Origin of the sequence: Sulfitobacter noctilucicola, assembly GCF_000622385.1 — a bacterium.
GTDB classification, from domain to species: domain Bacteria; phylum Pseudomonadota; class Alphaproteobacteria; order Rhodobacterales; family Rhodobacteraceae; genus Sulfitobacter; species Sulfitobacter noctilucicola.
In genome coordinates, this window is sequence record NZ_JASD01000008.1 from 2,535,446 (window position 1) to 2,558,364 (window position 22,919).

The 22,919-nt window shown below is 57.6% G+C and carries 28 protein-coding genes; 11 read left to right on the plus strand and 17 right to left on the minus strand.

The features are described 5' to 3' along the window. The first annotated feature begins 14 nt into the window (after nucleotides 1-14). Complete coding sequence (locus Z946_RS0115990) at nucleotides 15-1,001, plus strand: Ldh family oxidoreductase (protein WP_025056731.1); 987 nt, start codon at nucleotides 15-17, stop codon at nucleotides 999-1,001. Here the strand turns inward: Z946_RS0115990 and Z946_RS0115995 are convergent. After that, on the minus strand, nucleotides 985-1,419 hold the full coding sequence (locus tag Z946_RS0115995) for a DMT family transporter (RefSeq protein WP_025056732.1): 435 nt from the start codon (nucleotides 1,417-1,419) through the stop codon (nucleotides 985-987). The two genes, Z946_RS0115990 and Z946_RS0115995, sit on opposite strands and share 17 nt — an antisense overlap. A gap of 164 nt (nucleotides 1,420-1,583) precedes the next feature. Here Z946_RS0115995 and Z946_RS0116005 point away from each other — a divergent pair, with 164 nt between their 5' ends. Next, nucleotides 1,584-1,922 carry a c-type cytochrome gene (locus Z946_RS0116005; protein ID WP_025056733.1) on the plus strand — a complete coding sequence of 113 codons (339 nt, stop codon included), beginning with the start codon at nucleotides 1,584-1,586 and terminating at the stop codon, nucleotides 1,920-1,922. On the opposite strand, the gene Z946_RS0116010 is transcribed toward Z946_RS0116005, so the two are convergent. Both Z946_RS0116010 and Z946_RS0116015 read right to left on the minus strand, forming a co-directional pair. Then, nucleotides 1,919-2,575, minus strand: a complete 657-nt coding sequence (locus Z946_RS0116010; RefSeq protein WP_025056734.1) for a hypothetical protein — start codon at nucleotides 2,573-2,575, stop codon at nucleotides 1,919-1,921. The genes Z946_RS0116005 and Z946_RS0116010 overlap by 4 nt on opposite strands. A 26-nt stretch (nucleotides 2,576-2,601) precedes the next feature. Then, complete coding sequence (locus tag Z946_RS0116015) at nucleotides 2,602-3,003, minus strand: PaaI family thioesterase (RefSeq protein WP_025056735.1); 402 nt, start codon at nucleotides 3,001-3,003, stop codon at nucleotides 2,602-2,604. A 145-nt stretch (nucleotides 3,004-3,148) separates the two neighbouring features. Here Z946_RS0116015 and Z946_RS0116025 point away from each other — a divergent pair, with 145 nt between their 5' ends. Then, nucleotides 3,149-3,547 carry a c-type cytochrome gene (locus Z946_RS0116025; protein ID WP_025056736.1) on the plus strand — a complete coding sequence of 133 codons (399 nt, stop codon included), beginning with the start codon at nucleotides 3,149-3,151 and terminating at the stop codon, nucleotides 3,545-3,547. A gap of 196 nt (nucleotides 3,548-3,743) precedes the next feature. On the opposite strand, the gene parE is transcribed toward Z946_RS0116025, so the two are convergent. Beyond that, nucleotides 3,744-5,708, minus strand: a complete 1,965-nt coding sequence (gene parE, locus Z946_RS0116030) for a DNA topoisomerase IV subunit B (protein WP_025056737.1) — start codon at nucleotides 5,706-5,708, stop codon at nucleotides 3,744-3,746. 147 nt (nucleotides 5,709-5,855) lie between these two features. Here parE and Z946_RS0116035 point away from each other — a divergent pair, with 147 nt between their 5' ends. Then, nucleotides 5,856-6,560, plus strand: a complete 705-nt coding sequence (locus Z946_RS0116035; protein ID WP_025056738.1) for a dimethylsulfonioproprionate lyase family protein — start codon at nucleotides 5,856-5,858, stop codon at nucleotides 6,558-6,560. Nucleotides 6,561-6,568: 8 nt separating this feature from the next. Here Z946_RS0116035 and Z946_RS0116040 read toward each other — a convergent pair whose 3' ends face one another. After that, nucleotides 6,569-7,462, minus strand: a complete 894-nt coding sequence (locus Z946_RS0116040; protein WP_025056739.1) for a DMT family transporter — start codon at nucleotides 7,460-7,462, stop codon at nucleotides 6,569-6,571. A 206-nt stretch (nucleotides 7,463-7,668) separates the two neighbouring features. Between Z946_RS0116040 and Z946_RS0116045 the strand changes: the two genes are divergently transcribed. Further along, nucleotides 7,669-8,535: a hypothetical protein gene (locus tag Z946_RS0116045; RefSeq protein WP_025056740.1), complete on the plus strand. Its 867-nt coding sequence runs from the start codon at nucleotides 7,669-7,671 to the stop codon at nucleotides 8,533-8,535. 71 nt (nucleotides 8,536-8,606) lie between these two features. Here the strand turns inward: Z946_RS0116045 and Z946_RS0116050 are convergent, their stop codons facing one another. Further along, nucleotides 8,607-9,482 carry an alpha/beta fold hydrolase gene (locus tag Z946_RS0116050; protein WP_025056741.1) on the minus strand — a complete coding sequence of 292 codons (876 nt, stop codon included), beginning with the start codon at nucleotides 9,480-9,482 and terminating at the stop codon, nucleotides 8,607-8,609. A gap of 69 nt (nucleotides 9,483-9,551) precedes the next feature. Further along, entirely contained in the window at nucleotides 9,552-10,412 is an 861-nt protein-coding gene (locus Z946_RS0116055; protein ID WP_160170288.1) for a LysR family transcriptional regulator, read from the minus strand. Between the two features lie 92 nt (nucleotides 10,413-10,504). Between Z946_RS0116055 and Z946_RS0116060 the strand changes: the two genes are divergently transcribed. Further along, entirely contained in the window at nucleotides 10,505-10,897 is a 393-nt protein-coding gene (locus Z946_RS0116060; protein WP_025056743.1) for a DUF4260 domain-containing protein, read from the plus strand. A gap of 43 nt (nucleotides 10,898-10,940) precedes the next feature. After that, nucleotides 10,941-12,302 carry an MATE family efflux transporter gene (locus Z946_RS0116065; RefSeq protein ID WP_025056744.1) on the plus strand — a complete coding sequence of 454 codons (1,362 nt, stop codon included), beginning with the start codon at nucleotides 10,941-10,943 and terminating at the stop codon, nucleotides 12,300-12,302. Nucleotides 12,303-12,371: 69 nt separating this feature from the next. Here Z946_RS0116065 and Z946_RS0116070 read toward each other — a convergent pair whose 3' ends face one another. The 4 genes from Z946_RS0116070 to Z946_RS0116085 all read right to left on the minus strand — a co-directional run bounded on the left by Z946_RS0116070 (nucleotide 12,372) and on the right by Z946_RS0116085 (nucleotide 15,313). Continuing rightward, nucleotides 12,372-13,112 carry an MIP family channel protein gene (locus tag Z946_RS0116070; RefSeq protein WP_025056745.1) on the minus strand — a complete coding sequence of 247 codons (741 nt, stop codon included), beginning with the start codon at nucleotides 13,110-13,112 and terminating at the stop codon, nucleotides 12,372-12,374. 212 nt (nucleotides 13,113-13,324) lie between these two features. Then, on the minus strand, nucleotides 13,325-13,726 hold the full coding sequence (locus tag Z946_RS0116075; protein WP_025056746.1) for a hypothetical protein: 402 nt from the start codon (nucleotides 13,724-13,726) through the stop codon (nucleotides 13,325-13,327). Nucleotide 13,727: 1 nt separating this feature from the next. After that, complete coding sequence (locus tag Z946_RS0116080) at nucleotides 13,728-14,099, minus strand: bleomycin resistance protein (protein WP_025056747.1); 372 nt, start codon at nucleotides 14,097-14,099, stop codon at nucleotides 13,728-13,730. An 8-nt stretch (nucleotides 14,100-14,107) separates the two neighbouring features. Continuing rightward, nucleotides 14,108-15,313 carry a pyridoxal phosphate-dependent aminotransferase gene (locus Z946_RS0116085; protein ID WP_025056748.1) on the minus strand — a complete coding sequence of 402 codons (1,206 nt, stop codon included), beginning with the start codon at nucleotides 15,311-15,313 and terminating at the stop codon, nucleotides 14,108-14,110. Between the two features lie 95 nt (nucleotides 15,314-15,408). Here Z946_RS0116085 and Z946_RS0116090 point away from each other — a divergent pair, with 95 nt between their 5' ends. The 3 genes from Z946_RS0116090 (at nucleotide 15,409) to Z946_RS0116100 (ending at nucleotide 16,650) form a co-directional block, all read left to right on the plus strand. Beyond that, entirely contained in the window at nucleotides 15,409-15,807 is a 399-nt protein-coding gene (locus tag Z946_RS0116090) for a helix-turn-helix domain-containing protein (protein ID WP_025056749.1), read from the plus strand. After that, nucleotides 15,800-16,066, plus strand: coding sequence for an FAD assembly factor SdhE (locus tag Z946_RS0116095; RefSeq protein WP_025056750.1), 267 nt, complete (start codon nucleotides 15,800-15,802; stop codon nucleotides 16,064-16,066). Before Z946_RS0116090 ends, Z946_RS0116095 begins: the two co-directional genes overlap by 8 nt. A gap of 83 nt (nucleotides 16,067-16,149) precedes the next feature. After that, nucleotides 16,150-16,650: a MarR family winged helix-turn-helix transcriptional regulator gene (locus tag Z946_RS0116100; protein ID WP_025056751.1), complete on the plus strand. Its 501-nt coding sequence runs from the start codon at nucleotides 16,150-16,152 to the stop codon at nucleotides 16,648-16,650. A gap of 129 nt (nucleotides 16,651-16,779) precedes the next feature. Here the strand turns inward: Z946_RS0116100 and Z946_RS0116105 are convergent, their stop codons facing one another. The 6 genes from Z946_RS0116105 to Z946_RS0116130 all read right to left on the minus strand — a co-directional run bounded on the left by Z946_RS0116105 (nucleotide 16,780) and on the right by Z946_RS0116130 (nucleotide 21,815). Then, nucleotides 16,780-17,496 (minus strand): DUF1194 domain-containing protein, encoded by a 717-nt coding sequence (locus Z946_RS0116105; RefSeq protein ID WP_025056752.1) that lies wholly within the window; start codon nucleotides 17,494-17,496, stop codon nucleotides 16,780-16,782. Beyond that, complete coding sequence (locus Z946_RS0116110) at nucleotides 17,493-18,194, minus strand: DUF1194 domain-containing protein (protein WP_025056753.1); 702 nt, start codon at nucleotides 18,192-18,194, stop codon at nucleotides 17,493-17,495. The genes Z946_RS0116105 and Z946_RS0116110 overlap by 4 nt, the downstream gene beginning before the upstream one ends. Then, entirely contained in the window at nucleotides 18,191-18,904 is a 714-nt protein-coding gene (locus tag Z946_RS0116115) for a DUF1194 domain-containing protein (protein WP_338152266.1), read from the minus strand. Before Z946_RS0116115 ends, Z946_RS0116110 begins: the two co-directional genes overlap by 4 nt. Beyond that, nucleotides 18,888-19,322, minus strand: coding sequence for a VOC family protein (locus Z946_RS0116120; protein WP_025056755.1), 435 nt, complete (start codon nucleotides 19,320-19,322; stop codon nucleotides 18,888-18,890). Before Z946_RS0116120 ends, Z946_RS0116115 begins: the two co-directional genes overlap by 17 nt. 79 nt (nucleotides 19,323-19,401) lie before the next feature. Further along, a complete protein-coding gene (locus Z946_RS0116125; protein WP_025056756.1) occupies nucleotides 19,402-20,778 on the minus strand; it encodes a surface lipoprotein assembly modifier in 1,377 nt (458 codons plus the stop codon). Then, entirely contained in the window at nucleotides 20,778-21,815 is a 1,038-nt protein-coding gene (locus Z946_RS0116130) for a hypothetical protein (RefSeq protein ID WP_025056757.1), read from the minus strand. Before Z946_RS0116130 ends, Z946_RS0116125 begins: the two co-directional genes overlap by 1 nt. Before the next feature lie 195 nt (nucleotides 21,816-22,010). Here Z946_RS0116130 and thyX point away from each other — a divergent pair, with 195 nt between their 5' ends. Continuing rightward, entirely contained in the window at nucleotides 22,011-22,919 is a 909-nt protein-coding gene (gene thyX / locus Z946_RS0116135) for an FAD-dependent thymidylate synthase (RefSeq protein ID WP_025056758.1), read from the plus strand.

The window sequence follows — 22,919 nt, forward strand, 5'->3', positions numbered from 1 at the left end:
AAGGGCTGTTGATCATGGTGCAGGTTTCACTCGAAGACATACATCAGACAGTTCAGGCTGCGTTGATAGCCCACGGAGCTGACGCCTTTCAGGCAGCCGAAGTTGCCCGCGCAGTGGCGGCGGCCGAAGCCGTCGGCAACAAGATATGCGGGCTGTATTACGTCGAGAGTTATTGCCAGCAGCTGCGCTCGGGTCGTGTGAACGGGACTGTGAACCCCGTAGTATCGACCCCGCGCAGCGCGGCCGTGCACGTTGATGCGCTGTTCGGCTTTGCTCAACCTGCCTTCGCCTACGGCTTGCCAGTGGCCCTTGATGCGGCACGGCAGGCGGGCATCGCAACGCTTGCCGTCGGGCATGCACATACCTGCACATCACTTGGCTATTTTACGGAACAGATTGCGCGCGCTGGCTTTATCGGGATGGGCTTTACCAACGCCTCGCCTATCGTGGCGGCACCGGGGGGCAAGTCGCGGGTGATCGGCACAAATCCCATCGCATTCTCTGTGCCGGACGGGCAGGGCGGGGTCGCCATGCAATTCGATCAATCCACAACCACGGTAGCCTTGGGCAAAATCACAATGGCCAAAGCGGCGGGGCAGTCGATCCCCGAAGGGTGGGCTGTCGATGCACAAGGCAATCCGACCACCGATCCCGACGCGGCACTTCAGGGATCGCTCGTGTCGATGGGGGGCTACAAGGGCTGGGGCTTTGGCCTCATGGCCGAGATTTTGGCGGCAGGTATGACCGGTGGTGTGCTTTCACGGGATGTCAAACCGCTGAAGGCACCCGATGGGCCGCCCCACGACTTGGGGCAGTATTACATCATCATTGATCCCAGCACCTCACCCGATTTTGGTGCACGCCTCGAAGTCCTCGCTGCTGCGGCCCAAGCGGATGAAGGTGCGCGGATGCCCGGGCAGGACAAGGTGAAAATGGATCCGGTCGATGTGGCAGTAGCAGTCTGGGATCAGATGCAGGCGCTTGCTACACCTGCTGGGTAAGCCAGACCCCGACAGCCATAAGGACAATGCCGCCAGCCCGCGCGAGGCCCAAGGGTGACACCTGTGCGCCAAACAGCCCGAAATGATCAATTGCCGCGGCCGAGATCAACTGCCCCAGCAGGACAAAGAAAACCGCATTTCCCAGACCGAACACCGGCGCGATATAGGTTACGGTCAGGACGTAGAAGGCAATCAGTACGCCCCCCAGAAACAAGGGGCGGGGTGCCGTTGCGAAACGCGAAACCATATGCGGCCCGGTGGCAATGGCTACGGCCAAGGACGCAACAAGCGCCACAACGAACAAGACCACAGCCGCCGCCGCAGGTGATCCCACGTGCCGACCAAGGCCTGCGTTCATCGCAGCGAGGATCGGCACACCGAAGCCTGCTATTAACATAATTACAGCATATTGAGCCATTTCGCGCCTTCCTGCATCAATTTGATTTGAATCATGGCGGCTGATCCCGCATAGCGCAATGTATCAATATCGACGTTTTGCAGGAGAACGCCATGCACGCTGTTACAACATCTTTCGGGGCCGGTATCGGTCTTGCTTTGTTGGTCGCATGCGCCCCGGTATCGATGCCTGAACCGGAGGAGGGTCAGGCCTTCTTTGCCGAGAACTGCATGTCGTGTCACGGGAGGGATGGGCGAGGGAACGGACCCGGGAGCGCTGGCCTCTCGCCCATGCCTCCTGATCTTACACTGCTGGCACGTGGTAACGACGGCATGTTTCCGACCGCGCGATCCCTCAGCTATATCTGGGGCGATCCGGATCAGGGCCACCTTGCACGTGTGATGCCACAATTCGGCGGGGCCATGGCCGATGATCTGGTTCCGCTTGAAGTGGACGGCGTGCTGACGCCGACACCGCGCGCTTTGGCGGCTGTGCTGGCCTATCTTGAAAGCATCCAGCGCTAACCGCAGATCCCGTTCAGCTCGACCCCGTCCCACGGCAGACGGACATCCCATTCGCGGCTTTGTGGCAGCGGTTTCACTGGCATGACCTGCCCGATGAGGGCGTGTAAACGCGCCGTACGAGAGGCTTGCGGCGCGAGTGCGCGGCAGCAGACGTATTCTTCAACGATTGAGCCCTGTTGTTCGAAGCCGAAATCGCCGAACCTGCGATCCTTGTTGATTTCAAACAGATATGGGTCTGCGCTCACGCCGTGTTCTGACGCTGCCCGCAAAGGAGAATAGCCGGTCGTTGCGCGGTTTTGCCATTGCCAGATGTGTGTCAGCTCATGCGCGAATAGCATCGCGGCAATCAAGCCGATGCTGTCGGGATAGTCGGGCAGATAATCATCAATGAACCAGTCCTTGTCGAAGAGGATGGTATTGAACAGCGCCACAGCCGCCGGTTTTGTCGTCACAATCGCTTCCGTAGGCGGCGGCAGGATCAGCTCGCGGCAGGTCGTGCGCGGACGGGGCTTGCGGCGAAAGGTGACTGCACGCGTAGGTGCGCCATCATGCAGGCGCACGCGGTCCATATCCAATGTCCCGCCATGAATCGTGCTGAGAAAACTGCGTTCGTTTTCGGTCAGGGGTCGCCCGCACGCACTTAGCAGGGCCATCAGCAGTAACGTGATTAGCGCCGCCTTCACCGTGCGAACGTCGCCGTGGCCATCGCGACAGGCTTGCCCGACGGCTCCGCAATGAGGGTACAGCGGGTGAACATCATCGACTTTCCGGCCCGCGTGACTTCTGCTTCGGCGCGGATGCTGTCCCCCGATGCAGGGCGTAGGAACTGCGTGTCGAGGGTCACGGTGCCCACAGGTTCAGGCGTATCCAGATAACCAAAGCAGGCAAAGACCATTGCGGTGTCCGCAAGTGCCGCAAGGGCTTGTCCAGACACAATATCGCCGATGCGCGTGATATTCGGGCTGATGGGAATGGTCATCACCAGTCTTTCAGCCGTAATTTCGGTTATCCGGGGCTGAAGGTCGCGCACCCAAGGGGCGAAGGCCTGATCTAGGATGGTCTGGGCAGTTTCGGGCGTCATGGCAAGCCTTTGGATAAAAAGCGATTGGGTGCCACCCTACGCGGTCGCCAACATGTTTCAAGCACGCAAGGCCTTGCTTTGATCTGGATCACGGCGCCGCCCTGACGCTTGCCCTTAGATGAATGCAGCTCAGGAGGAAAACGAGATGAAATATTTTTCAATGACCTTGATCGGTTTGTGGATGTCCTGCGGTGCGGTGGCGGCACAGGACGCAGATGCGGGTGCGGCTCTATATGATCTGCACTGCGCCGTTTGCCATGGAGCAGAGGCGCGGGGCGGTGGGCCGCTTGCACCAGCGCTCATCTTGCAACCGCCATCGCTTGCGGACATCACCGCGCGGCATGACGGGGTCTTCCCGATGTTAAGGGTGGTAACGCGGATCGATGGTCGCGATCCGCTGGTCAGCCACGGCTCCCCGATGCCTGTCTACGGACCGTTCTTTGAGGGCGATGATACTGCGCTTAAGACGGAGACAGGACAGCCGATTATGACAAGCAGACCGGTAGCGGATCTGGTGGCATATTTGCAGGAGATACAGGAGTAGGGAGAGCTGCTGTCTTTGGTGATAACTCGGATCGAGCCGCTGAAGCCCTTTCCCAATCATGAAGGGGCCAAAGCGACTTTTGCGCATTGGGATGCAAGTTCAGAGCTACTAAAGGGTCGCTTTGCCGGTTAGAGGTGCGGTAAGAAAGCGGATCGTTCAGACCGCTGCCTTACGACGATAAAAGCGTCCGTACCCCTCAAACGTCCAACTCCTCCAGATCCGCGAACTTTGCGTTCTCCTGAATGTACTGGAAGCGCAGCTCCGGCTTTTTCCCCATCAACCGCTCCACCAGATCGCCGGTCTCGCCGGGCAAATCTTCTTGCACGGTCACACGGATCAGCTTGCGTGTTGTCGGGTCCATCGTTGTCTCTTTGAGATCCTTCGCGTCCATCTCGCCCAGACCCTTAAAGCGTTGCAGGTCGATCTTGCCCTTGCCGCCAAGGCCCTTTTCCATCCAGTGATCCTTCTCAGCATCGTCGGCCACATAAAGACGCTTGGCCCCTTGGGTGAGGCGGTAAAGCGGTGGGCATGCGAGATAGAGGTGACCACCGTCAATCAGCGGGCGCATCTGGGTGTAGAAGAACGTCATCAGCAGCGCCGCGATGTGGGCACCGTCCACGTCTGCATCCGTCATGATGATGATCTTTTCGTAGCGCAGATCGTCGATGTTGAACTTGGTCCCCATGCCACAGCCCAGCGCTTCGCAGAGGTCCGAAATCTCGGCATTGGTGGTTAGCTTGTTGGAGGCGGCACCCAGTACGTTCAGAATTTTACCTTTCAGCGGCAGTAATGCCTGGGTCTTGCGGTCACGCGCGCCTTTGCCGGAGCCGCCCGCAGAATCGCCCTCCACAATGAACAATTCGGTGCCGACGCGGTCCTTGGATGTGCAATCCGTCAGCTTGCCGGGCAGGCGCAGTTTCTTGGTCGCAGATTTTCGCGCCGTTTCTTTTTCCTGACGGCGGCGCAGGCGTTCCTCGGCCCGCAGTACCAGAAAATCGAGGATCGCACCGGCGGATTTCGTATCTGCGGCCAGCCAGTTGTCGAAGTGGTCGCGCACAGCGCCTTCGGTCATCTTATGGGCGGATTCGGTCGACAAGCGGTCCTTGGTCTGGCCCACGAAGGCAGGGTCCGCGATGAAACACGACACCAGCGCACAGCCGCCCGACATCAAATCCTCGCGCGTGATCTGCGCGGCTTTCTTGTTGTTCGACAGCTCGCCGTAGGCCTTGATGCCTTTAAGGATCGCGGCCCAGAAGCCCGCAACATGTGTGCCGCCTTCGGGCGTGGGGACCGTGTTACAATAGGACTGGATGAACCCGTCGCGGGCAGGGGTCCAGTTGATGGCCCATTCCACCTTGCCTGCCGCCCCGAATTTTTCCTGAAAATCCACCGTTCCGGCAAAGGCGGCATCGGCATACGTCGTGGCCGCGCCCAACGTTTCTTTTAGGTAGTCGGAAAGCCCGCCCGGAAAGTGGAACGTGGCCTCTAGCGGGGTGTCCCCTTCCGCAATTGCTGATTTCCAACGGATTTCAACACCCGAGAACAGATATGCCTTGGACTGCACCGATTTATAGAGTTTCGCAGGTTTGAACCTGTGCCCGCCGAAAATCTCGGGGTCCGCGTGGAAAGTGACCGTTGTGCCGCGCCGGTTCGGTGCCGCGCCCAGTTTCTCAAGCTTTCCGAGCGGAATGCCACGAGAGAAGCGCTGCTCGAACAATTCACGGTTACGGGCGACCTGAACCACCATCGAATCCGACAGCGCGTTGACCACGGAAGAGCCCACACCGTTCAGACCGCCAGAGGTCTGATAGGCCTTACCCGAAAATTTGCCGCCTGCGTGCAGGGTACACAGGATGACTTCGAGCGCGGATTTGTCAGGGAATTTCGGATGCGGATCAACCGGAATGCCGCGACCGTTGTCTCGGATCGTAATGGCGTAATCTTCGTGAAGCTCCACCTCGATGCGGTTCGCATGACCTGCGACTGCTTCGTCCATCGCGTTGTCCAGCACTTCTGCAACCATGTGGTGCAACGCCCGTTCATCGGTGCCGCCGATATACATGCCGGGCCGCAGGCGCACAGCTTCAAGCCCCTCCAACACCTCGATAGAGGAGGCATCATAGTCGGACGGTTCCTGACCGGAGAGAAGATCGTTCATCACAGCGCCTGTTTTATTGGTTTTGTAGGTCACGAGTATGCCAGAGCCTGCCCGCAGGGGAAAGGGCACATGGCACAGGCGGGCTTGCTTTTGAGCGGTATCGCGGGCCATATCGGGCCAAGGTAAGACCCGTGATGAAAGTCCTAACAGATGAGCGACCCAGACACAGTGCCGATCGACGTCCATTCGCAGAACGAGGTGGAGCCGTCCACTCTGCGTGATCTGCCCGATTGGCTTTATATGATGCGCGAATATGATGAGCTTTACCGTTTTCTGCCCGCAGGCGGCAGTACACGTATCGCGGGGCATCAACGCAAAGTGCGCGAGGCCATCAGCCGCCTGATCCGCATCAATGCCACAGTGCAACTACAACCGCGTGCAGTGAAACCTGTCACCGCACATTTGCGCCGTGCACTGGATGAAGGACGCCATGGCGTCCTTGCGCCTGCGGTGCGGGCATTGGATGCGGTGTCGCCCTATCTCAGCTGGCAATACGGCTATGAAAAGGTGCCGAAAGGTCTGCAACGCAATTATGCCTACGCGGAACTGGCCGGGATGCAGGGCCCGATCCTGAGTGACGAGATTATTCTCGGAGTGGTCTTGTTTGCGCCGGGATGTACCTATCCTGCCCATGCGCATCAGGGCATTACCGAAAGCTATGTTTGCTTGTCAGGCGCTGTGTCAGAGAACCATCAAGGGGTCTATGTTCCCGGTTCGATGATCTTCAATCCACCCGACCATCTGCACCGCATCACTGTTGGTGTGCGCGAACCTGCATTGCTGGCTTATGCGTGGATCGGAGACAAGGCTGATCTGCACGGGCAAAAGATGGTCTTTACCCGCAGTCGAAAATAATTCGGCGTTCAAACCGGTGGCGGCAACCGTCTGCGCACAGAAATCAGCAAACCGATGGTCAGCACTACAAGTGCCACGATCCCGGTTACACTCAGCGCCTCCCCCAGAATCAGCGCGCCCAGCAGCGCACCACCCCCCGGAACCGCTGCCAGAATAGAAGACGTGTTCGCGTTGCCGATGGCCCGCGACGCGTGGGCGATAAATAAAAGTCCTATGAGATTTGGCACGAACCCCTGATACACCGCCTGCAAAAGTAGTGGCCCCATCGGCGCATCGGCCAGACCAGATGGCAAAAACAGCGCCCAGATCGGCAGATATATCACCGCGTTCACAATGGTCCCGCAGAAGATGATCTGCATAGACCCGAGCTGCCACCGCTCTGACAGGATCATGTAGGTGGAAAAGAACATCGCTCCGATGACAAAAAACAGATCACCAACCCACGCGTCCTTGCCGCTGGTCGCGCTGCCATCCCACGTTAGGACGATGGCCGAAATCAGGATCAGCGCCGCGCCGGAGAGTTGCCGAAGGCCGGGACGCAGACCAAACAAGATGACACCAAACAGTATGCTAATCAGTGGCAGCACACCGTTCATAAAAATTCCGCCGTGTGCCGCAGGCGCATAAAGAAAGCCAGAGAAGACGAGCAGGATGTAGACTGGCCCAAGAATGAACGACAAAACCGCGATCTGGGTCAGACGCATGCCGCGCCACGGCTTGTAATAGATACACAGCGGCAGTGCGACAATCGATGCCAGCCCGTACCGCATCGCGGCCAGATCGTAGACAGTCAGCCCGCTGTTGCCCGCAACCCGGCTGACGATAAGCCAGAACGACCATACGAACACAATGCTCCACGCAGCGGCATAGCCGGTAATGGCTGGGGTCTTTGCAATGGGCATGAATGGCATCTTTCGGGCGGGTCCTCTTTGGCGATATCGCAAAAGCAGCAGGGGCAGTAGCCCTTTCGCGAGACCGGGTGCGGGTTTTATGCGGCAACCTGCGTTTCTCATCGGGAAACAGACTGTTTGAAAAAGACGTTTTGGTTAAGACGCGGGAACCATGCTTTTCGGAGTGCAGAGAATTTTAAATAAGTTGGAGCGTAACGATGTCTGTAACCACCGTGATTAAAAACTTCTGTATTCAACTTGCTTTTGGCGCAGCCCTTACCGGTGTCGGGACGGTCACTGTGGCGGCAGAAACGCCAGCGCTGCCATCCGCAACTGAAAAGCTAGACATCGCCAAGGCCGGTATCGCGTCTCTTCATATGGTCAATCTGAATACTTGTTACCTAATCCAAGGCGGTGCGGACGCAGAATTTACAATGCGTGCAGAAGCAAGCGCGGTCGAGCTGCGCAATCTGATGACCCGCCTCACCACTCTGGGCACCGACACCAACACTGCTGTGGAGAAAACCAAAAAAATATCAGAAATCTGGACTGGTTTTTCCGGTATCGTTGCGCAGGTGGCCGCGGCTGATCTGCATTCTATTCCTGTCGGGCAATATCTGGACCAGCAGCCACGCATTCACAGTGCGCTGCTTGAATTGCGCGACATGCTCGCAGAAAATGACAAACGCCCGATGACAGTCGAATCTCAGCGCGAAGTGTACATTTTCGAAGAGAAAATGCTGGTGCGAAAGCTATTGAACAGGGCCTGCCTTCTGAATCAGAACGTGTCACTGGGCAAAAATCGCATGGCGATCTACGAGCTGAAAGCCGCATTCGAACAGGTGCTGCACGGGCCCCTTTCGCGCTACCTTGCCGCAGAAGAGAAAAAGCAGGTGCGCGAGATCGCGGCCGCATCGTCAGAGTTTTTTGCAGTATTGGAAAAGATGGAGCTCCAGTCCGAAGAAAAAGGTGCGATGGCGCTCAAGGTGACAGCTGTTGGCGAACAACTTATCGAGCAACTCGACCAGCTCGCCTCAATTCCCTACCGCAACGGCTTTATGATGCATCTGTCTCAAAACCGCTAAGCAGAACGGATCGGTTGCTCTGGCAACGGTCCGCACTGCATTCGGGGGGCAGTCCTCGCCGATGGATAGGGCTAGGGAAGCCAGTTCAAAATCGCCTCTGCCACAGCCTGCGGCTTTTGATGGTGCAACCAATGATCAGCGCCTTCGATCTCAACCCGCGTCAGATCAGCGGCAAATTCTTCCAGCCCCTCGGTCGCATCGGGTAGCAATGCAGTGTCATCGGTACCCCATACCAACAGATGCGGGCAACGAACCTGCAATTTCTCAACAGGCAGATCGGGGATATCCTCAATCGGCTCCCCCGGTGTGCCGACCATCAGCGGGGATGCGCGGTACCAGTTTATCATCCCGCGCAACCGGCCCGGCCGGCCCCATTCCTGTTTGTACTCTGCCATCAATTCCGGCGTGAGCCATCCCAGATGCATCTTGGCAGAAAACAGTGACATCAGCTTGTCGAAGTCATCCGCCGCCAGTTTGTCTTCCGATCCTTCGGCGCGCAGGTAGTGAATATATTGTGACGCTTCGCACTGGGCTTCGCCCTTGGCCAAGGCCCGTTGGAACGGCACCGGATGTACGCCGTTCATGATTGTGAGCGTACGCACAAGATCGGGATGGAACATCGCGAGACCATAAGCCACCGCCGCACCCCAGTCGTGGCCCAGCACATGCACCGGCGCATCGCCGATCAGTTCAGCCATATCGCTGACAAGTTTCGAGCCGGTGTATTCTGACACCTCGGACGGTGCCCAGCTTTGGCCGAAACCGCGCTGGTCTGGCGCAATGCAGTGAAAGCGTTCAGCTAAAAGGGGAGCCAACTGCCCCCAAGCTCCGCCAAATTCGGGAAAGCCGTGCAGGAGTAGCAATTTCGGCAGGCTCTCGTCGCCCCAGTGGCGGACGAAAAAGGGCTGTTCGTTCAGCTTGACCATTTCGCTGCGTGGCGTCTGCATGGCTGTCTTCCCTTCGATTGACCTCTTAACCATCGCAAAAGCGGCGCACAGGTCCAGCAGAACCTTGCGTTACATCCACTTTGGCAATGTCCGTTTCAGGTGGTCGAAGGCTGCGCGAATGTGCGGGGTGCGTGCCTGATCTTCGTGCACGACCAGCCAGCAGGGCATAGGTATCCGCAGATCGGGAAGAACTGGCACCAGCCCTTCTCGGGCAGCCAGCTTGATTTGTGCCACCCCCACACCCAACCCCGCTTTGACATGGGCCAGTTGGGCCAAAGGATCATCGCAGCGCAACACGACACGTTCAGGCAGGGCCACGCCCCGCGCTGCAAGTGCGGGCAGCAGGCGCGCTTCGCGATCATCGCTGATAAAGGGGACGTCTTTGAGCGATGTCATCCCTTTCGGCAAGGCCAGATCGGGTGACGCGAAGAAACCGACTTCTGCATCAGGCATCCGTTGCGCCACCAGCGCTTGCTGGGTCGGTGGCGTGAACCTGAGCGCGATGTCTGCCGCGCGGTGGGCCAGATTCTCTGCTTTATCTGTAGCGGCGAGTTCAAACCGCAGACCGGGTGCTGTGCCATAAAGTTCGGTCAACACCATAGGCATTATATGGGTTGCCACGATCCGGCTGGTGGTCAGACGGACGGTGCCCTCTATCCTGCCTTCCACGGCAGAGGCCGCGCGCGCCATGGCTGCGGCTTCTTCCATAACAGTAGCGGCATAGGGCATCAGAGCGTGCGCTTTCTCAGTGGGTGTCAGCCCATTGGCCGCGCGGGTGAACAAGGTGGTGCCCAGCTCCAGCTCCATCGCCTCGATCTGTCGTCGTATGGTGGGATGCGCGAGTTTCAGATGACGCGCCGCACCGCTGAGGCTTCCGGTGTTCATCACGGCATAAAAGGCTGGGATGTGGGCGAGGGACATGTTGCTCATCATTTAGTGATAGGTGGATGTACGGCTTTGGGCAATTTATTTCAGGCGCGCTGAGGTGCACAACTAAGTCATCATAGTTACAGGAGACGATCATGACGCAGTTTCGACATATCAGCGCAGAACACTCTACTCTCGGGACAATTGCACAGGTTTTACGGTTGGAGGGGCTGATAATTGCCGCTGCCGCAATTGCCTTTTATTGGCAAATGGGCGGGAGTTGGTTGATTTTCGCGCTCCTAATTCTGATGCCCGATGTGATGATGTCGGGGTATCTGGCGGGCAACCGTATAGGTGCCTTGGTGTACAACCTCGGACACAGCTATATCGGTCCGGTCGCAATCGGTGTGCTGGCATTCGCCACGAATTGGACGGTCGGAGCGCATCTGTCGACGATCTGGCTGGCACATATCGGGATGGACCGCGCGCTGGGGTATGGTTTGAAGTATGCCACGGGCTTTGACGACACCCATCTGGGCCGTGTCTGAATATATCTTCACCTTTTGACGGGCGAGGGGTAAGGCGGTTGGTATGACACCTTCAATGACATACCCCGGCCACGTCCGTGCTATTTTGCGGCTCGGCCTTCCGTTGATTGGCGGGCACTTGGGACAGATCGCTATTGGTGTGACCGATACCGTCATGGTTGGCTGGTATTCGATCGAGGCGCTGGCAGCAGTGACCTTGTCCAGTACATATTTCTTTGTTTTGTTCATCTTCGGGTCAGGGTTTGCCTGGGCGGTGATGCCGATGGTTGCCACTTTCGTTGCCGAAGAGGACGAGGTGTCGATCCGGCGGGCCACGCGGATGGGTCTTTGGCTGTCAATCGGGTTTGCAGTGCTTGCGCTGCCTTTGCTTTTGTTCTCGGAGCCAATTCTAAAACTGCTGGGGCAGGGCGACGCTTTGGCGGCAGAAGCTGTGCGCTATCTGCAAGTCGCAGGTTGGGGCATTCTGCCTGCGTTGTTGGTTATGGTGCTGAAGTCATATCTAGCAGCGCTTGAGCGCACGCAGGTTGTATTGTGGATCACGCTGGTTGCAGCTGTGGTGAATGCGTTCGCGAACTACGCTTTCATTTTTGGCAACTTCGGTGCGCCGGAACTGGGGATCGTCGGAGCGGCGACTGCTTCAGTTTTGACCCATACTGTCTCGCTGATTGGCGTTGTGATCTACATCCTTTGGGTCGTACCGCAGCACCAGCTTTTTGTACGGTTCTGGCGGGCGGACCGTCAGATGTTGGCGCGGGTTTTCAAACTGGGCTGGCCAATCAGCGTGACATCGCTGAGCGAAGTCGGTCTTTTCGCGGCCTCCGCGGTGATGATGGGCTGGCTTGGGGTGATCCCACTTGCGGCACATGGGATCGCGATCCAACTCGCCTCAATCACATTTATGGTGCATGTGGGGCTGAGTAACGTGGCGACCATCAGATCGGGTAACGCGCATGGCCGCAGGGACAGACCGCATATGGGGCGGGGCGCAGTGGTCGTCACCGTGATGTCCGTGGTTGTGGCGCTGTTGACTACTGTCGCTTTTGTCGGCTGGCCCGAAGCGTTAATTTCGATCTTTATGCAAGATGGTGAACCTGCGCGGGTCGAAATTCTGGCGATAGGCGTGGGTCTGCTTGCCATGGCCGCACTTTTCCAACTGGTCGATGGCCTTCAGGTCATAGCGCTTGGATTGTTGCGCGGCGTTCAGGATACGGCGATCCCGATGTGGATGGCGGCGTTCAGCTACTGGGTTGTGGGCATCCCTTGTTCCTATCTGCTCGGCTTTGTGCTGGGCTTTGACGGGATCGGGGTTTGGGCCGGTTTGGTCATCGGCCTTGGCATTGCCGCAGTACTGCTGAACCTACGTTTCTGGGGCTTCACCATGCGTGGCCCGCAGGAGCGGAACTAGGCCCGCGTTCTCATTGGCTGCGCTTGCCGAGGGCGGCGTTTCGCCCCCGGCAGAGTTGTACGAGACAGATCAGGCTTCGTTTCCTGACGCGACTTCTTCTGTATTCTCTGGCGGTGATGTCACCTTCAACTTGTGCAACATGCCACCGGCGAAAGCGCCCAGCAGGGGGGCAGCGATGAACAACCAAAGCTGCGCAAGCGCTGTGCCACCTGCGAACAAAGCAGGCCCGATAGACCGTGCAGGGTTCACGGATGTCCCTGTTACGGTGATCCCCACAAGATGGATCATGGTCAGCGTCAAACCGATCACAAGGCCGGCGAACATCGGCGTGCCGGTTTTTTCTTCGGTCACACCAAGGATAACGACGATGAAAACCATCGTTGCAATAAACTCGAACAGGAATGCGCCGAAGAAGTTGAACTCACCACCGTATCCGTCACCATATCCGTTCTGGCCGATCCCGTGCGCGGCAATATCGAACCCGCCCGAACTGTTTTTTGCGATGATAAAGATCGCAAGGGACGCAATTATGGCCCCCACAGTCTGTGCAATTGAGTAGCTGACGAAGGTCTTAGTATCGATACGCCCCGCCACCATCGCACCGAGCGATACCGCCGGATTGAGGTGCGCACCTGACACCTGACCGATCGAATAGGCCATCGCGACCACAGAGATACCAAAGGCCAGACTGATACCGGTTATCGAGATGGAATCCGCGACTCCGATCCCGCCACCGGCCAACACGGCGGATCCCATACCAAAGAACACCAACACAAATGTCCCGAATGCTTCTGCAATTTCACGTTTCATAACTTTCCCTCACTTATTACCCCGCCCTTATGATTGATGCAGGCTGGGCTATCATGGGGAATGTTGAGGGATTAAACCGCTCTTGTCGCTGCGGCGCAGCGAAAGGGGCATTGCTGCACCCCTTCCGGAATCGCAACGGCAGGTGCGTCAAATGTTTGGGAGTACAGGCCGAGAAGGCCAAGTTCTGCATGTGCTATTGATTTCTTACGCGGTCACTTCTTTAGCAATCGGTCCGCTTTCTTGCGCACCAGCGTGCTGCGCAGGTCATGCATTGCAAGTAAAAGCTGATCGGTGACGGCCTCAAGCTGTTCCGGGCTGGCTTTGGACTGCACCCACTGTGTGGTGAGGTTCATGTAGTCCACAGCGCGGTAGATGTCGTCGATGTCGCGGTGCGCCAAGACGCGCAGGCGTTCCTCCATCCATTTCTCGATTGTCTTGCGGTCTTCATCAGTCAGACTGCGGTCACCGTGGGGTTTGATCTCGCCATTCTTGATATTCACCACCGCGATCTGGTCCATCTCGATCCGCCGCTGGCGGTTCTCTGTGTCGACACGGAACACTGCCGCTCCGTTGTCACGTACTCTGAAATAATACTCTGGCAGTTCGGCAGTCATTCTAGACGCTCCCGTTGTCGATGCAGCGTATGAGCGATCCGTCACAATCGATCAGCACGAAAAACCGTGGCTTTCCATCGCCACCTTGTATGGTCAAATCGCGAGGACGATCCATCGGATCATCCGGCAGGTCAAGCGCGTGCCAAGACGTGCGCAATCCGTCCAGATCATCCACACGTATGCAGGCACTGAACCAGCTTTCGGCAAGCACCAGATCAGGGTGAGCAAAGAACTCCACCTCCATTGTACCGCGCCGCAAGATCAGCCAGCCGTCATCGCGGTATAGCGGATCAAACCCCAACAGCCCGTAAAACGCACAGGTGCGGTCAAAGTCCCGGGATGGCAGATTTGCGGTAACGCGGTCCGGTGTCATAGGCTCTCTTAGTCGGTCAGCGCCGCACAGAAATTCTGGATGCGGGTGCAGGCCTCTTTCAACTGCGCATCAGACGTGGCGTAGCTGACGCGGAAGTTGGGTGAGAGACCGAAGGCCGCGCCAAAGACAACGGCGACACCGGTTTCTTCAAGCAAGGCTGTGGCGAATGTTTCGTCGTCATCAATCTTTACGCCCGCAGCAGAGATTTTGCCGATGCAGCCCGCAATGGAAGGGTACACATAGAAAGCGCCATCCGGCATCGGACAGCGTATGCCTTCGGCAGCATTCAGCATCTCGACCACCATGTTACGGCGGCGGGCAAACATTTCATTGTTAGGCGCGATATAGTCCTGCGTGCCATTCAAAGCCTCGACCGCCGCCCACTGGCTGACGCTGCACGGGTTGGAGGTAGACTGCGATTGCACCTTGCGCATGGCACCGATCAGCTTTTCCGGCCCTGCAGCATACCCGATCCGCCAGCCGGTCATCGCATAGGCCTTTGACACGCCGTTGACTGTTAGCGTGCGGTCATAGAGCTGTGGCTCCACCTGCGCAGGGGTGCAGAATTCGAAATCATCATAAACCAGATGCTCATACATATCGTCCGACATCACCCAGACATGCGGATGTCGCATCAGAACATCGGTGAGGGCCTTCAGTTCTTCCCGTGTGTAACCTGCACCGGTCGGGTTTGAAGGCGAGTTGAAGATCAACCACTTTGTCTTGTCCGTGATTGCTGCTTCCAACTGGTCGGGGGTCAGCTTGAAACCTGTCTGCAAGGAGGCTTCGGCAATGACTGGCGTACCACCGGCCAGCAGCACCATATCGGGGTAGCTTACCCAGTAGGGGGCAGGGATTACCACCTCGTCACCCTCGTTCAGGGTCGCCATCAGCGCATTATAGAGTATCTGCTTGCCGCCGGTGCCAACGCTGACCTGTGCCGGAATATAATCCAGATCATTGTCGCGCTTGAGCTTGGCGCAGATGGCCTGTTTCAGCTCACTGATCCCATCGACCGCGGTGTACTTTGTCTTGCCGCTATTGATCGCAGCAATCGCGGCGTCCTTGATGTTCTGCGGCGTGTCGAAATCCGGCTCACCTGCACCCAGACCGATGACATCCTTGCCAGCGGCCTTCAGCTCTGCTGCCTTGGATGTGACAGCAATGGTCGGAGACGGTTTGACGCGGGCAAGAGTTTTAGAGAGCAGTTCCATTCTGGGCCTCTGGCAGTTATAGGTTCATCGCTACTCATAGGGGTCACCCCCCCACCGATCAAGCGCTTTGGCGCAGAGCAATCACAGAGAAGAAAATGGATACTGAAACAGACTGGTACGGACCTGACGCTGCAACTTTCGGAGACCGGCTCGCTGCCGCGCGCGAGCGGGCTGACATGACTCAGGGGATGCTTGCCAAGCGGCTGGGGGTCAAGTTGGCCACACTGCGTGCTTGGGAGGATGACCACTCGGAGCCACGGGCAAACCGTCTGTCGATGCTGGCGGGATTGTTGAACGTCTCGATGATGTGGCTGATCAATGGCGAAGGCGAGGGGATCGAAAGCCCGGAAGACAGCACACCGACACCGGTCAACCTTGCCGAGGCGCTGAGCGAAATCCGCAAACTGCGCGCTGATATGCTGGCCAGTGCCGAAGCAATGGGCCGACTGGAAAAGCGTTTGCGACTGATGCGGGATGTGACGGACAATGGCTGAAGAATTGCACGAACATAAGGTCAAGCGCTTGCACATGCGCTCGATCCGCCGGGGGATCAAAGAAATGGACCTCATCCTGACGTCCTATGCAACCGACGTGCTGCCCAACCTCGATGACGAGGCACTGACGCTTTATGACGCGCTTTTGAACGAGAGCGACCACGATCTATATCAATGGGTCACCGGCCAGTTTCCCGCGCCCGATCCATATGCTGCAATGATCGACGATATCCGGACAAATTTCACGCCACTGGTGTGATACTCGGCGTACCGCCGCGTTTAACGAAATATTCTGTTTTATTCTTCAGTTTCGCCGCTAGCAACGCGAGTCGGAGAAACTGTATGACCCTTCAAGAGCCTATCGGGCAGCACGTCCAGAGCAAGGACTTCATGGTTGGCTACCTCGAAGCCCTGTCGCTGGTCGAGCGATTGCACAGGCTGCTGCTGGATGTGATCAAAGACGAATTTGAACGCGTTGGCGTGCTTGAGATCAACGCGGTGCAAGCGCTGCTTCTGTTCAACATCGGCGACAACGAAGTCACGGCGGGCGAGTTGAAAAGCCGCGGCTACTATCAGGGCAGCAACGTCAGCTATAACCTGAAGAAACTGGTCGAGATGGGCTATATGCATCATCAGCGGTGCGAGATTGACCGCCGTTCTGTACGTGTTCGCCTGACGGAGCAAGGGCGCAAAATCCGCGATGTAGTCGGCGATCTATTTTCGCGTCACGCGGACGGGCTGAAAGAAAAAGGTGTACTTGGGCAAGACGGCGTGGCCGAGATCACGACATCGCTTAAGCGGATGGAACGGTACTGGACCGACCAGATCCGCTACATTTATTGATATGACCAAGTGGGGCTTTGGCGCCTCGGCGGTGTAGGCCTGCGACAGCGTATAGCTTAATAGTGCGGTACATATCAGGGCCACATTGGCGGCAAATGACTTGAGCGGCCGCTGATGGTTGAATGGGCGCTAACGTTCAACCTTCGACAGAACCAAACCGTCGAGTTCACGGATCAGTTTTTCGGTCATTGCGCGTGCGTAGTCGGCAAAGCCGATGGCAGTTTGAACAAATGCATCCGGCCCTAAAATGACCTCTGCCCGAAAGTAGGAAGACAGCTCTGCAATCTCGGCCTGCCGGATATCACCTGTATTAGGATCGTCCACACCGATTACCAGAGCGTTGATGGTTATACCGCTGGCAGTGATCCTGTCGCGCACATCCCGTGGGCGGGGGCCAAGGTTTGATTTGCCGTCCCCGGAAATGTCCAGCGTACGCTTCCAGCAATCGGGCTGTCGTGCCAAATGCAATTGACCTTCACGCATTGCCACTCCTAACGCCGTTCCCGGGCTCGCATCGCGCCGCTCCGTCTCGCTGAGCGTCAGAATAACGGCATCCAATACGGCCTCATCCGAAATCTCTGTCCAAGGCACGACCACCGACTGATCCGAGGGGCCGGACCATTCAAAGATCATGAGACGGACGGGGGCCGACGGCATGGCCATCAGTTTTTCACGAACACGTGGTGCATCAAGCGCGGTCGCCAAGCCCCCCATTTGAAGACGGTACTCACGGGCATCAACGGAGCCTGACACATCCAATCCCAGCGCCAGCGCCTGCCGGCAGTCGGCAAATGCCTCTAGCGCGATCGTATTCATACAAAAGGCGAGGGCCAATGCGGCCTTCATTGCACAACCTTGTGGTTCACACCGCCAATGACCATCGGCGTCAGCTCCCGCTCCAGTTTGCGCCGCATGGCGCGTTCGTAGTCTGCAAAGCCATTCGCTATCTCCAAAAAAGCGCCGCGCCCGTGCAGCACTTCGGCGCGGTAAAAGGCGATCAGGCCCAACTCTCCTTCGAAATCCGCGGCATTTATCACCAGCCCGTTCACGGTGACCCCTTCAAACGGAAAGGCGGCGTATGCGTCTTGCGGACCAAACCCCTCGTTGTTTTGCCCGTCACCTGCAATATCCAACGTCTTTTGATCGCAAGCCGGTGCGCTTTCGAACAGACGTGCCCCATGCCCTAACGCATATCCCATGGCCGTTGGAAAATCGGAATGCCCCCGGACACTTGCCGCGACGGCTCCTGCGGCTTCCAGCAAGGCAGCGCGACCGTCGATCAGTGTCCAGTCCAGCAAAAGGTCCTGCTGGTACCGCCCGGACCACTCATAGACCGCCAGTGCAACATGTTGATCGACAGCGAAAAAAGCTGCCTCCACCTCGGGCGCTGTCAGCGCTGCGACCACGCCGCCGCGTTGCAGACGGTCTTCGGACGAATCGACGGAACTGGAGACGTCCAAGGCCAGCAATAACGCCAAACGACAGGCGGCAGCACTGGCTTCCGGCCATAACAGGATCAACCCGGTGAGTGCGAATGATTTCATGGCAGCGCCCCGACCACCGTCACGGCAAGCTCCCGCTCCAGTTTGTCCCGCATGGCGCGCGCGTAGTCATTGAACCCTTCCGCTACGATCATAAACGAACCGTGTCCGTGCAAGACTTCTTCCCTGTAAAACTGGGTGAGCCGGGCAGGCGTCTGGAAATCTGCTGCGTTTGCAACCACCAGACCATTTACAGTAATCGCGTCAAAAGCAGCATCCTGATAGACCTGCTGCGGCCCTTCACCTTCGTTACTTTCGCCATCTCCCGCGATATCAATTGTTTGGGCAAGGCACCGCGGGCTGCGATTTAGCATCTGGGCGGCGAAACGCAGGGCGTCTCCCATTGCTGTGGGGAATTCCGCGTAGCTGCGTCGCGAGTTCGAAATTGTTTCTGCTGCGACGGCCAGATCGGACTGGTCGTGAATCAGACGCCAGTCCATGAGCACCTCTTGATTATAACGACCCGACCATTCGAAAACGGCGAGCGCTACGGGCAGGCCGCTTGCAAAGAACGCTTCTTGCACACGTTCATCAAGCAGCGCTGAGGCAACGCCACCACGTTGCAGCGCGTCCTCGGCCCTGTCCACTGAACTGGAGATGTCCAGACCCAATACCAAAGCAAGTCGACAGTCCGCGGCCGGAGCCGGATCTGCCGACAGAATGCATGCAGCAAAAGCGCTGCTCAGGAGGAGGCGCTTACCAATGGCCGATATTCTCCATGCTGGTCCAAGGCTCCGCTGGGGTCAGGGCTTCGCCTTCCTGCAATAGCTCGACCGAGATGTTGTCGGGGCTGCGCACAAATGCCATGCGACCTTCACGAGGAGGGCGGTTGATGGTCACGCCGTTATCCATAAGGTACTGGCACGTCTCATAAATGTTCTCGACGGTGTAGGCGAGGTGTCCGAAATGACGACTGTCGCTTGGTAGAGCGTCATCACCGTCCCAGTTGTATGTCAGCTCTACATCTGCATGGCCATCATCCATCCCGGGAGGGCAAAGAAAGACCAATGTGAACCGTCCGCCTTCGTTTTCGATCCGGCGGCGCTCCACCAGCCCAAGCAGTTTGTAGAAGGCGATCGAGGCGTCAAGATCTTTGACGCGGACCATGGTGTGCAGGTATTTTATAGGCATCGGGGCTCTCCTTGGATCAGTTGAGGCTGAACCTAGCATGGCGATTACAGGATACCAGTCACACCTGACCGTTAGGCGGCTAAAATGCCGATTTTATGCCGATGTTCAGGCCGACCCTGTTGGTGTCGAACAAGCCGATATTGCTGTTCGTGCGCGACGCCGAAAGAGTGAGGGAAGGGTTGAAGCCATAGTAATCGATTTGCTTGAACACTGCTGTGACATCTGCAAACAGTCGGTTGTCTTGCCTGCCATCGCGTGAGTGTACCGACGCATCGTAGTCCCGCCAGCTTGCCCCCAGGCCGAACTGAACCGACGCCCCAAGCACCGGTTTGGCAAGCGTAAAGCCCGTGCGCAGCTCGATCTCGGCATAGTCCGAGCTGGCACTGTCCGACTGCGAGGTCGAAGCCGAAAGCCCCAAGTACGCCGAGTTTCCGGTCGGAAGGCTCTGGGTTATGCTCGCGGAAAGGCCGATAAGATCACGGTCTGGGGTTGCTTGCCCCCACAGCCGCTCCAACTCTCCGCCAAAACGGAGCTGCTGGGTCCGGCTTGGCCGAAACAGCTGCTGGGCCTGAGCGCGAAGGTATTGTGCATAACGTGCACCGCCGTACCAGCTTTGACCGGTTTCAATGTCGCTGGCAAATTCGCCACGACCGTCGATGTTAAGCCGGCGGTAGCCGTATCCCGCCGCCAACGTACCATAAGCAAAGTCGGACCCCGACAGGCCGGGCAAATCATCGTGCAGCGAAAATGTGCGGTATGAGAGTGCCAGTTTGGCATCATGCGCCGACACGGGGGTCTGGTGAAACCGGTAACGCGTGCGAAGGGTGCCACCGATCTCAAGCCCTGCAATGGCCTGCGCCTCTGCGTTGAGTTCGTATTCAATCGGCTCCCCGAATAGAATTTCCGACACTGCATAGTTCAGTCGCGAACGGTCCTGGGCCGATCCATTATTGATGTTGGAATTCGGTGCCAGCGTGAAAGTCAGATCGGTCTTCCATTGGTTTTGTTGTTTGACATACCGGAAGTCCTGCTTTGCTTTTTCGCGCAGCAGATCATTTGGCGCATGTTGTGCTGCGCGTCTGAGCCAGAATTGCGCGCGTGTACGTTTGCCTTCGGTCGACAGAACCTGCGCTGTAATCAGTGCGGCTGAATACCGCTCCGCATCTGTTTGCGCCAATGACCAAGCAGTCTGCGCAGCCGAGCGGGCAGGAGGAATGTCGCCCAAATCCCGCGCAGCACGCGCCAGAATCAGATGTGCATTCAAATCGTCGGGATCACGCAGAATCAAGGCCTGCGCATAGCGCCGAGCAGTGATCGGATCACCCGCCTGCAAAGCACCCACCGCGTTCTGCCGCAAGGCATCAGGCGTGAGCGTTTCCTGCGCACTCAGCGTGGGCAGCCCGACCAATAAACAGGCAGCGGCCGCAGCGATACATCGCGCCAGCCCGCTTGCCATTACTCTCGGTCTTCTCGGTAGATTGTGAATCCGATGGTATCACGCACGTTGTCAGCGCTTGGATCAACGCCTGTTTCAGCAACGATCACCCCAACAATCTCATTGGCACCGTCGCCAGAGATGATGCCGTAGTAGTTGCCTTCCTCATATGTGACCGCTTGGCCGGAATCATTGCCAAAGCGCGAACCCAATGTCCCGACGATCTCACCGTTTACGTCAAGCGCGTCCGGCCCGATACGGAACACGATGGTCGGCACCGATTGAAGGGAGGCATTGTTGCCTTCGTTGATGCGGTCCAGAACGTTTTGCGTGATCTCGGTCCCGTCCTGGCTGAAAATCCGGCGATTGAAGACAAACCCGTCAACCGCACCTTCATACTGACCTGTGTCAGCGTTGAAATCACCGAAATCGATCGCGATCTGGACGTCCGCTGTGGAATACTCAAGCCCGCCCCGACCGTTGTAGTCGCGCAATCCTGCACCCTGACCGTTGTAAAGCGCCTGACCGGTTGTCGGCAGGTCCACGTCGCCGTTACGCTGGTAAACGAAACCGCCGAAACCGTAGTTCACATAGGCGCCCGAGCGTACGATCGCGAACTCGGTCTGACCGGAGCGGCTGACACCATAGATGGCGCGGTGCGTGAACTGGTTGATCGTCGATCCGTTCGCGCTGTCGGGATACTGTTCTACCGCTTCATAAACGGCATATTGACCCAGACTGCCCACCGCACGGCCGCGGATGTAGGGTGTGTCGTCACTGCCATCGAACGGCAGGTTATCAACCGAGAATGTATCATCTTCGGAGTTGTAGCTTACGCCCGTCGCGAAACCGTTCCCGCCTTCGTCGTCGCGTGCTTCCTTGCGAAAGATCAGGTCGTCAGACGTGGGGTTCGCCGTGCCGGGCGGGACCGTGCGATCGCTTTCGATGATTTCCTCATCACCGTCCTCGACAACGTCGGTCTCTTCTCCAAACGGGGCAGTACCACCGCAAGCCACCAGAAACGTGCAAAGCATCAGCCCGGCCAAATTGATTTTCATGATCGCCTGCCTTCTTAAAACCTGCGCGCACAATCCCAACAACGCCGCCCCTTTGTCAACGGCCCCTCCTGCAAAAACGCCGAAATTGCAGCACAAGGGACGCAATCAACACAATACCGCATATGGCTGTTCCTGCATACAGTCGGCCCAGATATAGTGGTGAACGAATCCCAGACCGATCAAGGACCGCACCCCATGCCCGTCAGCCCCGAACAACAAGCAGAAATCGACGATCTGCGCACGCAAACCTCGCCAACCCTGCGCGCCACCGTGCCGGGGATGGAGGCGCATCTGTACAAAGCCTATGACGTGCTCGACCACGGGTTCATCCGCGTCATCGACTATATGGGCGATGATTCTGCCATCTGTCAGGCGGCCCGCGTGTCCTACGGAAAAGGCACCAAATCCGTGCAGAACGACGAGGGGCTGATCCGCTACCTCATGCGCCACTGGCATTCGACGCCGTTCGAGATGTGCGAGATCAAGCTGCACGTCAAACTGCCTGTCTTTGTCGCCCGCCAGTGGATCCGGCACCGCACCGCCAACGTCAACGAATACTCCGCCCGCTATTCGATCCTCGACCGCGAATTCTATATCCCCGCACCGGACCACCTGAACGCGCAAAGCGTGGTGAACAATCAGGGCCGGGGTGGCCTGCTGGAGGGCGAGGAAGCCGCCCGCGTTCTCGAAATCCTGAAATCAGACAGCAACCGTGCCTACGACCACTACGAACAGATGATCTCGGTTGAGGGCCAAGACGGCCTCGCCCGCGAACTCGCCCGCATGAACCTGCCTGCGAACATCTATACCCAGTGGTACTGGAAAGTGGACCTCCATAACCTGTTTCATTTCCTGCGGCTGCGGGCAGATGCCCATGCCCAATACGAAATACGCGTCTATGCGGATGCGATTAGCAAAGTCGTCGCCGACTGGGTGCCCGCGGCCTACGGCGCCTTCGAGGACTACCGTCTGGGCGGTGCCACGATGTCTCATACAGCCCTTGATTGTATTCGCCGGATGTTAAAAGGTGAGGAGGTAACGCAAGAAACTTCTGGAATGTCCAAGGGTGAATGGCGGGAATTTCAGGTGGCTATAAAGGTTTGA

Bases quoted from the DNA above. Each gene is read 5' to 3' on its own strand.
- Z946_RS0116045 (WP_025056740.1), top strand. From the start codon at position 7,669: ATGTCTGTAACCACCGTGATTAAAAACTTCTGTATTCAACTTGCTTTT.
- Z946_RS0115995 (WP_025056732.1), bottom strand. From the start codon at position 1,419: ATGGCTCAATATGCTGTAATTATGTTAATAGCAGGCTTCGGTGTGCCG.
- Z946_RS0115990 (WP_025056731.1), top strand. From the start codon at position 15: ATGGTGCAGGTTTCACTCGAAGACATACATCAGACAGTTCAGGCTGCG.
- Z946_RS0116010 (WP_025056734.1), bottom strand. From the start codon at position 2,575: ATGGCCCTGCTAAGTGCGTGCGGGCGACCCCTGACCGAAAACGAACGC.
- Z946_RS0116060 (WP_025056743.1), top strand. From the start codon at position 10,505: ATGACGCAGTTTCGACATATCAGCGCAGAACACTCTACTCTCGGGACA.
- Z946_RS0116095 (WP_025056750.1), top strand. From the start codon at position 15,800: ATGGCTGAAGAATTGCACGAACATAAGGTCAAGCGCTTGCACATGCGC.
- Z946_RS0116050 (WP_025056741.1), bottom strand. From the start codon at position 9,482: ATGCAGACGCCACGCAGCGAAATGGTCAAGCTGAACGAACAGCCCTTT.
- Z946_RS0116005 (WP_025056733.1), top strand. From the start codon at position 1,584: ATGCCTGAACCGGAGGAGGGTCAGGCCTTCTTTGCCGAGAACTGCATG.
- Z946_RS0116125 (WP_025056756.1), bottom strand. From the start codon at position 20,778: ATGGCAAGCGGGCTGGCGCGATGTATCGCTGCGGCCGCTGCCTGTTTA.
- Z946_RS0116025 (WP_025056736.1), top strand. From the start codon at position 3,149: ATGAAATATTTTTCAATGACCTTGATCGGTTTGTGGATGTCCTGCGGT.
- Z946_RS0116035 (WP_025056738.1), top strand. From the start codon at position 5,856: ATGAGCGACCCAGACACAGTGCCGATCGACGTCCATTCGCAGAACGAG.
- Z946_RS0116110 (WP_025056753.1), bottom strand. From the start codon at position 18,194: ATGAAATCATTCGCACTCACCGGGTTGATCCTGTTATGGCCGGAAGCC.
- Z946_RS0116120 (WP_025056755.1), bottom strand. From the start codon at position 19,322: ATGCCTATAAAATACCTGCACACCATGGTCCGCGTCAAAGATCTTGAC.
- Z946_RS0116090 (WP_025056749.1), top strand. From the start codon at position 15,409: ATGGATACTGAAACAGACTGGTACGGACCTGACGCTGCAACTTTCGGA.
- Z946_RS0116075 (WP_025056746.1), bottom strand. From the start codon at position 13,726: ATGACTGCCGAACTGCCAGAGTATTATTTCAGAGTACGTGACAACGGA.
- Z946_RS0116015 (WP_025056735.1), bottom strand. From the start codon at position 3,003: ATGACGCCCGAAACTGCCCAGACCATCCTAGATCAGGCCTTCGCCCCT.
- Z946_RS0116130 (WP_025056757.1), bottom strand. From the start codon at position 21,815: ATGAAAATCAATTTGGCCGGGCTGATGCTTTGCACGTTTCTGGTGGCT.
- Z946_RS0116065 (WP_025056744.1), top strand. From the start codon at position 10,941: ATGACACCTTCAATGACATACCCCGGCCACGTCCGTGCTATTTTGCGG.
- thyX (WP_025056758.1), top strand. From the start codon at position 22,011: ATGCCCGTCAGCCCCGAACAACAAGCAGAAATCGACGATCTGCGCACG.
- Z946_RS0116080 (WP_025056747.1), bottom strand. From the start codon at position 14,099: ATGACACCGGACCGCGTTACCGCAAATCTGCCATCCCGGGACTTTGAC.
- Z946_RS0116105 (WP_025056752.1), bottom strand. From the start codon at position 17,496: ATGAAGGCCGCATTGGCCCTCGCCTTTTGTATGAATACGATCGCGCTA.
- Z946_RS0116040 (WP_025056739.1), bottom strand. From the start codon at position 7,462: ATGCCCATTGCAAAGACCCCAGCCATTACCGGCTATGCCGCTGCGTGG.
- Z946_RS0116055 (WP_160170288.1), bottom strand. From the start codon at position 10,412: ATGAGCAACATGTCCCTCGCCCACATCCCAGCCTTTTATGCCGTGATG.
- Z946_RS0116085 (WP_025056748.1), bottom strand. From the start codon at position 15,313: ATGGAACTGCTCTCTAAAACTCTTGCCCGCGTCAAACCGTCTCCGACC.
- Z946_RS0116070 (WP_025056745.1), bottom strand. From the start codon at position 13,112: ATGAAACGTGAAATTGCAGAAGCATTCGGGACATTTGTGTTGGTGTTC.
- Z946_RS0116100 (WP_025056751.1), top strand. From the start codon at position 16,150: ATGACCCTTCAAGAGCCTATCGGGCAGCACGTCCAGAGCAAGGACTTC.